This is a genomic window from Pseudomonas fluorescens, assembly GCF_902497895.1.
In the GTDB taxonomy this organism is placed as follows: domain Bacteria; phylum Pseudomonadota; class Gammaproteobacteria; order Pseudomonadales; family Pseudomonadaceae; genus Aquipseudomonas; species Aquipseudomonas fluorescens_BP.
This window is the reverse complement of sequence record NZ_CABVHQ010000023.1, coordinates 79581-86266: the sequence shown is the minus strand read 5'-3', so window position 1 is coordinate 86266 and position 6686 is coordinate 79581. Positions and strand designations below refer to the sequence as shown.

Sequence of the window (6686 nt, the reverse complement as noted above, 5' to 3'; positions counted from 1 at the left end):
CATCACCGAGATCGGCTGCATGGCCCATGCTCGCCGCAAGTTCTTCGACCTGCACGCGACCAACAAGAGCCAAATCGCCGAAAAAGCGCTGCATTACATCGCCGCGCTTTACGAAATAGAGCGTGAAGTAAAAGAGCTAGAGCCGGACGTGCGGCACCGAATACGGCAGGAAAAAGCGGCACCGATAATCGATGCGTTGCACACCTGGATGATCGCCCAGCGCGAACTCGTGCCCGAAGGGTCGGCCATCGCCAAAGCCCTGGATTACAGCCTTAAACGCTGGACTGCGTTGACTCGATATCTTGAGGACGGCGCGGTACCTATAGACAATAACTGGTGTGAAAATCAAATCCGGCCATGGGCTCTCGGGCGTTCAAACTGGCTGTTCGCCGGGTCACTGCGCAGCGGCAAACGTGCGGCTGCGATCATGAGTTTGATCCAGTCGGCACGGCTTAACGGCCATGATCCGTATGCCTATCTGAAGGACGTACTCACGCGCCTGCCGACGCAGCGGGCGAGTGAAATTGACGAGTTGCTGCCGCATAGATGGAAGCCCGTTTAACCATGCAAGGTGTGTTGGGCGGACGCTTACGGTAAGCGTCCGGCGAAGTCACCTAGACACGCTTTACTCATAGGTGCCGTTCCCGGAACGCGATGGCAGCGGCAAGCGTTGATGTGCTGCGGCATTGATGAAGGCCAATTCGGCTAAACGCAATGTGTTGAGCAGGGGCATAAGTTATTATTGCGCTCCGTTAGCCAGGATTGCTCAGGCACGAGCATTCTTTTCGCGATTCACAGAGTGCAATCCATGTACTCGGTCAGTAGCAGTTCAAGGACGTGATCCCAGTGGGTAAAGAAATTATCTTGATGCGTCATGGTCAGCCAAATCTGGCCGCGCACGACAAGGTTTCAGCGCTTGGTATGAAACGCTGGATTGAGCAATATGATTTATCCGAAATTGTAAATCTTCCTCCCCCTAAAGCGAGTCTGGAGTTGGCTCTTACTGCCCAAGTAATTGTGTCGAGCAGCGCGCCTCGGGCGCTCACATCCATCCGGGCCTTGGGCCCAGTTGGCAACTCCATCCACCGTTCACAGCACCGAAATCGCCTTCAAACAGCTGGGTGGCTGCTTGCGGGGCTGTGCTTGAAATGCGGTAATTGCGCTCGGGCAGCAGGCGCAGGCTGAGCATGGGGTGACCGATTTGCCGGAGCCGGACTCGCCCACCAGTTAGGTCATCCGCAAATCTAGAACGCGTCCATCGCGTTGCATAGCGGAGCCTTCTCCAGCGCGACCGCAGTGGATTTTCCCCCAGGGTCCAGACGCTGCAACGACACCAGGCACTGGCCGCTTTCCAGCAGGATCAGTTCATAATCCTGGCCGATTTTGGGGGTGAAACGAAAAGTTTGCTGGCAGCTATAGGAATAACCGCTGGAGACACTGCCCTCGCTTTGAAAGTTTACGGTGAAGGGCTGATCCCCCGGCACTTTCAGTTCCGTACGCGCCAGCTGTTGCGCCTCTATGTGCCGATTACTGGCCGGAATTCCCAGGCTGCGGCCATTATTTTGGTCGGCAAACCCCGACTCGGCCACGGCCATCACCCCCGAACCTGGAACGCGCCAGTCTATGCAATCACGCCCCGGTACGCCCCGTGCCATGCCGTTGGTGATGACGCGCAAGCGGGCGGTATCGCCAGCCGTGGGTTCCACGTAGGGCGTGGAATAGGCGCGAATATTGGAAATATTCCCGCAACCGCTCAGGGCCAAGGCAATACCTGCCACCAGAAGAGTTCTCATGAAAATCCTTTCAACTGGCCTTAGCGGCAGTGATACGGGCTTTCGCCGCTCAATTCCTTGCCCGTGGCGATATCACGGATGATCACCGTGCCACCCGGCGCGTTCAGGCAGAAGGCGTTGCGTATCGGATAGATGTTATGGCCGTGGGCGATGTATTTGCCCAGTTTTTTGATCGGTACGCCCGAGGCGTCCTGGACGGTGACTTCATAGTCACCCGACATCGTTACACAACCGCTTAACGTCAGCAGCAAGGCGGCGCAGAGTGCATATTTCACTGGTGATTCTCCTTAAATAAGCGGCGTTCCAGGCATTGGCCCGGGTGGAGGTGCCTTCGGCGAAGCGAATGGAATGGATACGGCCCGGAATCAGCGTCAGTTGCAGCACACCGCTGTTCAAGTCTTGGGGCGGCGCCAACACGCGTGTGGTGACAAACCCGCGCTCGATGATCGCGTTCTGAATATGCTTCATCGTCAGGTTGATGCCCTGGGCTCCCTGGCATTGGCCTGTGGCCGGGTCATTTTTGGGATCGGCACTGCGCAGTACCCATTGAAAATCCGCGCCAATTCGCCGTTCAGGACGATCTGACGGATCGGAAAACAGTGTGACTCACGTTTATCAAGCAAGGAGCCCTTGGATGACGACGGCGGCAACTCCAGCCGTACATTCGGTGCCGGCTCAAGTTGCTCGCGCAACGCCCGCTCGCGATCCTGCTGCTGCAGCAATTGCTGCGCGGGCACGGGCGGATCGGCAGCCTGCACGGCAAAACTGCCGAACGCGCCCAGCAACAACACGATCACCGAGCAGTGATGGGCCAGTGGCAGGGTTTTAACAGGCGGGGGCAACGTGCCGAAATGGGCCAGACACTCCCTTGGCCGGGAAAACACTTTCATTTCGCATCCCTGTGAAATTTCCCCGCTGGTGTGCCATGAGCCAGGACGGCACGTGGCTGGGCTGCAGGATTTGCCTTGGTGGGCAACGGAGTTATGAGCAGCCTTCGCTTATAAAGTTCACGGCTACCAGCGAAACTTCCTACAACCTTGATTTACAACGATCCCATCGCACGTAGGTCAATGACCGGTATTAGGGCTTGTAATGTTGTCTTTACGCGTTGAAGATCCCGCCTCTTATTTTAGTCAAGAGAAGTTCAACATGAGCATAGCCCTCATTGAGGACGAGATGCGCGAGGCGCTGTTCGGCTTCTCAGATAAACCCGATCCCCAGCCGCCGTCGAAAACACCTAAGCCCGTGGCTCTCGCAAAGCCGCAGCCGAGCACAAAAACCCGTGCCACCTCCAAACCACTCTCACCGAAGCTCAGGGTGATGCTAAACGTCACCAAGGACTTTGAAGGCGAAGTAGAGGTGTTTATTTATGATGCGAACACGTTGAGTACGCTTGTCGCGGAATACGAGGCGAAGAATGAGGCTAAAAAGAAGAAGTTCAGGTACTTCGACGTGGTGTCAGTCAAACCTATCCCATAGCTGATTTTCCATGAAACTGGGGGCTGCTTGCGATGGACGCACCAGCGTTCGGACACTCCTGAATGACTTGGGTTTTAAAGTGTTTCGGGTACAAAGCACTAACTCATCAATGCTTCGCAGCTAGCCGTTCTCAATTCACTACCAAAAACACAAAGCCTCTAAAATGAAAAAGGCCGATCATTTCTGATCGACCCAAGTCATTGAAAAATATGGTCGGGACGGAGTGATTCGAACACTCGACCCCTAGCACCCCATGCTAGTGCGCTACCGGACTGCGCTACGCCCCGACTAGGCGTGAAACTCATCCCTCATCTCGAGGGATGCTCAAGAATATATCGCAAGCGTTTGAAAACTGAAAGTATTTAAACGCAGAAATTTATTTCTTGAGTACCACCAGAACATCTTCCAGTTCGGCGATCATCTGGCGGATCATTTGCTTGTATTGGGTGGTGTCGTCTTTGGCTTCGTCACCGGAAAGGCGCAGCCGCGCTCCGCCGATGGTGAACCCCTGGTCGTACAGCAACGCGCGGATCTGGCGGATCATCAGCACATCCTGGCGCTGATAATACCGGCGGTTTCCGCGGCGTTTGACCGGGTTGAGTTGAGGAAACTCCTGTTCCCAGTAGCGCAGCACGTGCGGTTTTACCGCGCAGAGCTCGCTGACTTCACCGATGGTGAAGTAGCGTTTGCCTGGGATGACGGGAAGCTCGTCGTTATGACTTGGTTCCAGCATAAGCCTCAACTCGGGCCTTCAACTTCTGCCCTGGACGAAAGGTGACCACACGGCGAGCCGTGATCGGTATTTCTTCACCCGTTTTCGGATTGCGGCCAGGCCGCTGGCGTTTGTCCCGAAGGTCGAAGTTGCCGAAACCGGACAACTTCACCTGTTCGTTGTCTTCAAGAGCGTGCCTGATTTCCTCAAAAAACAGTTCGACCAATTCCTTGGCCTCCCGCTTGTTCAGGCCCAGCTCTTCATACAGACGTTCCGCCATTTCAGCTTTCGTCAGAGCCCCCATACGTCACTTCCTTAACGTGGCGTTCAACCTTTGTTCGAGCGAGGTGAGGATGTTTTGCGTCGTGGTATTCACCTCATCGTCATTAAGAGTGCGCGATGGATGCTGCCAGGTCAAGCCGACTGCAAGGCTTTTTCTATGCGGATCAATGCCTTTACCCTGATACACGTCAAATAGCCTGAGGTCTGTCAGCCACTCGCCTGCATTTTCACGGATTACGTCCAGTACGGCACTGGCTGCAACGTCTTTGTCGGCCAGCAGCGCAAGGTCACGACGTACTTCAGGAAAACGCGATAACTCCTGGAATTTTGGCATTTTACCCAATGCCACTTCGGCCAGAACCAGCTCGAAGACGAAGACCGGACGGTCGAGACCGAGGGTTTTCGACAATTCAGGGTGGATAGCGCCGACGTAACCGACTTCGCGACCTTCACGCTCGATGCGCGCGGTTTGACCCGGGTGCAGCGCCGGGTGTTTGCCCGGCACGAAAGTGAACGAGTCCAGTGCACCGGCAAAGCCCAGCACCGCTTCCACGTCGGCTTTGATGTCGAAGAAGTCCACGACATCGCGACCTTGTGCCCAGCCTTCCGGCAGACGGCTGCCGCAGACGACACCGGCCAGCATTGGCTCTTGCTTCAGGCCTTCGAGCTGGCCGACGAAGCGCAGGCCGCTTTCGAACAGGCGCACGCGATCCTGTTGACGGTTCAGGTTGTGCTGCAGCGCCTTGACCAGGCCTGGCCACAGGGACGAGCGCATGGCGGCCATGTCGTTGGAAATCGGGTTGGCCAGCAACAGCGGTTCGACGCCTGGGCTGAACAGCTCGAACTGTTTCGGGTCGATGAAGCTGTAGGTGATCGCTTCCTGGTAACCACGGGCCACCAGCAGACGCCGCAGCTCAGGCAGATCGCTCCGCGCTTCAGCCTTGGCTTGCGGGGCCAGACGGGCTTGCGGGTAGCGGACCGGCAGACGGTTGTAGCCGTACAGTCGGGCCAGTTCTTCGATCAGGTCGACTTCCAGGCTGATATCGAAGCGGAAGCTTGGCACTTCTACGCGCCACTGCCCTGCCCCATCGGCGGAAATCTTCAGGCCCAAAGCGCTGAGCAGACGCTCGACTTCGAGCGGATCCATTTCCAGACCCAGCATCTGGGTGATGCGCTGGGCCCGCAGGGTCACCGGTGCAATCGACGGCAGGTGTTGCTCGCTGACGGTTTCGATGATCGGGCCGGCTTCGCCGCCAGTGATTTCCAGCAGCAGGCCAGTGGCGCGCTCCATGGCTTCACGGGCCAGTTGCCAGTCCACGCCACGCTCATAGCGGTGCGAGGCATCAGTGTGCAGGCCGTAGGAACGGGCCTTGCCAGCGACGGCAATCTGGTCGAAGAACGCGCTTTCGAGGAAAATGTCCCGAGTGGTCGCGGACACACCGCTGTGCTCGCCACCCATTACGCCGGCAATCGCCAGGGCGCGGGAGTGGTCGGCGATCACCAGGGTATCGCTACGCAGGCTGACTTCCTGACCGTCGAGCAGTACCAGCTTCTCGCCCTCGATGGCCATGCGCACGCGGATGCCGCCATTGATTTCGGCGAGATCGAACGCGTGCAGCGGTTGACCCAGTTCCAGCATCACGTAGTTGGTGATGTCGACGGCGGCGTCGATGCTGCGCACGTCGGAACGACGCAGACGCTCGACCATCCACAGTGGCGTAGGCTTGGTCAGGTCGACGTTACGGATAACGCGCCCCAGGTAACGCGGGCAAGCGGCCGGCGCCAGGACTTCAATCGAGCGCACTTCATCGTGCACGGCGGCTACGCTGGCCACTACCGGACGTGTCACTGCGGTCGCGTACAGCGCGCTGACTTCACGGGCCAGACCGGCCACGGACAGGCAGTCGCCGCGGTTCGGGGTCAGGTCGACCTCGATGCTGGCGTCGTCCAGTTTCAGGTACTCACGAATGTCCAGGCCGACCGGCGCATCGGCCGGCAATTCCATCAGACCGTCGTTGCCTTCACCGACTTGCAGCTCGGCTTGCGAGCACAGCATGCCATTGGACTCGACACCACGCAGCTTGGCTTTCTTGATCTTGAAGTCGCCTGGCAGTTCGGCACCGATCATGGCGAACGGGATCTTCAGGCCCGGGCGCACGTTGGGCGCACCGCAAACGACCTGAAAGGTCTCCGAGCCACTGCTGACCTGGCAAACGCGCAGCTTGTCGGCGTCCGGGTGCTGCTCGGTGCTCAGCACTTCGCCCACGACCACGCCGCTGAATTCACCGGCGGCCTGCGTAACGCTATCGACCTCAAGACCGGCCATCGACAGACGAGCAACCAGCTCGTCGCGACTTACCTGCGGGTTTACCCAACCACGCAGCCATTGTTCACTGAATTTCATCCTGCTCTCCTAAGAA

At 57.7% G+C, this 6686-nt stretch carries 9 protein-coding genes, 1 tRNA gene and 1 pseudogene; 3 read left to right on the top strand and 8 right to left on the bottom strand.

Annotated elements, in window-relative coordinates:
- Window positions 1-562: IS66 family transposase (gene tnpC, locus F8N21_RS13965; protein WP_150642691.1), on the top strand; the 562-nt coding region annotated here is incomplete at its 5' end.
- A gap of 284 nt (window positions 563-846) precedes the next feature.
- Window positions 847-1065: pseudogene (locus tag F8N21_RS30885) on the top strand (histidine phosphatase family protein); the annotation flags it as partial.
- A 179-nt stretch (window positions 1066-1244) separates the two neighbouring features.
- Here F8N21_RS30885 and F8N21_RS13955 read toward each other — a convergent pair.
- Genes F8N21_RS13955 through F8N21_RS13945 form a run of 4 tightly spaced genes read right to left on the bottom strand, consistent with a single transcriptional unit; the run spans window position 1245 to window position 2683 of the window.
- The gene (locus F8N21_RS13955; RefSeq protein ID WP_150642690.1) at window positions 1245-1793 is read right to left on the bottom strand and encodes a hypothetical protein; all 549 of its coding nucleotides are present in this window, start codon (window positions 1791-1793) and stop codon (window positions 1245-1247) included.
- A gap of 20 nt (window positions 1794-1813) precedes the next feature.
- Complete coding sequence (locus F8N21_RS13950; protein ID WP_191624323.1) at window positions 1814-2014, bottom strand: hypothetical protein; 201 nt, start codon at window positions 2012-2014, stop codon at window positions 1814-1816.
- Entirely contained in the window at window positions 2004-2261 is a 258-nt protein-coding gene (locus F8N21_RS30880; RefSeq protein ID WP_412071644.1) for a POTRA domain-containing protein, read from the bottom strand. The genes F8N21_RS13950 and F8N21_RS30880 overlap by 11 nt, the downstream gene beginning before the upstream one ends.
- A gap of 2 nt (window positions 2262-2263) precedes the next feature.
- Complete coding sequence (locus F8N21_RS13945) at window positions 2264-2683, bottom strand: hypothetical protein (protein WP_224788217.1); 420 nt, start codon at window positions 2681-2683, stop codon at window positions 2264-2266.
- 259 nt (window positions 2684-2942) lie between these two features.
- Here F8N21_RS13945 and F8N21_RS13940 point away from each other — a divergent pair, with 259 nt between their 5' ends.
- Window positions 2943-3272: a hypothetical protein gene (locus F8N21_RS13940; RefSeq protein WP_150642688.1), complete on the top strand. Its 330-nt coding sequence runs from the start codon at window positions 2943-2945 to the stop codon at window positions 3270-3272.
- 210 nt (window positions 3273-3482) lie between these two features.
- On the opposite strand, the gene F8N21_RS13935 is transcribed toward F8N21_RS13940, so the two are convergent.
- From F8N21_RS13935 to pheT, 4 genes are all read right to left on the bottom strand, one after another.
- Window positions 3483-3559, bottom strand: a tRNA-Pro gene (locus tag F8N21_RS13935).
- 89 nt (window positions 3560-3648) lie between these two features.
- The gene (locus F8N21_RS13930; RefSeq protein ID WP_003179985.1) at window positions 3649-4005 is read right to left on the bottom strand and encodes a MerR family transcriptional regulator; all 357 of its coding nucleotides are present in this window, start codon (window positions 4003-4005) and stop codon (window positions 3649-3651) included.
- Complete coding sequence (ihfA, locus tag F8N21_RS13925) at window positions 3986-4288, bottom strand: integration host factor subunit alpha (protein WP_002553164.1); 303 nt, start codon at window positions 4286-4288, stop codon at window positions 3986-3988. Before ihfA ends, F8N21_RS13930 begins: the two co-directional genes overlap by 20 nt.
- A 3-nt stretch (window positions 4289-4291) precedes the next feature.
- Window positions 4292-6670: a phenylalanine--tRNA ligase subunit beta gene (gene pheT / locus F8N21_RS13920; RefSeq protein WP_150642687.1), complete on the bottom strand. Its 2379-nt coding sequence runs from the start codon at window positions 6668-6670 to the stop codon at window positions 4292-4294.
- Between the last annotated feature and the right edge of the window lie 16 nt (window positions 6671-6686).

Coding starts and splice junctions, on each gene's coding strand:
- F8N21_RS13955 (WP_150642690.1), bottom strand. CDS start 1,793: ATGAGAACTCTTCTGGTGGCAGGTATTGCCTTGGCCCTGAGCGGTTGC.
- F8N21_RS13950 (WP_191624323.1), bottom strand. CDS start 2,014: ATGTCGGGTGACTATGAAGTCACCGTCCAGGACGCCTCGGGCGTACCG.
- F8N21_RS30880 (WP_412071644.1), bottom strand. CDS start 2,261: ATGAAGCATATTCAGAACGCGATCATCGAGCGCGGGTTTGTCACCACA.
- F8N21_RS13945 (WP_224788217.1), bottom strand. CDS start 2,683: ATGAAAGTGTTTTCCCGGCCAAGGGAGTGTCTGGCCCATTTCGGCACG.
- F8N21_RS13940 (WP_150642688.1), top strand. CDS start 2,943: ATGAGCATAGCCCTCATTGAGGACGAGATGCGCGAGGCGCTGTTCGGC.
- F8N21_RS13930 (WP_003179985.1), bottom strand. CDS start 4,005: ATGCTGGAACCAAGTCATAACGACGAGCTTCCCGTCATCCCAGGCAAA.
- ihfA (WP_002553164.1), bottom strand. CDS start 4,288: ATGGGGGCTCTGACGAAAGCTGAAATGGCGGAACGTCTGTATGAAGAG.
- pheT (WP_150642687.1), bottom strand. CDS start 6,670: ATGAAATTCAGTGAACAATGGCTGCGTGGTTGGGTAAACCCGCAGGTA.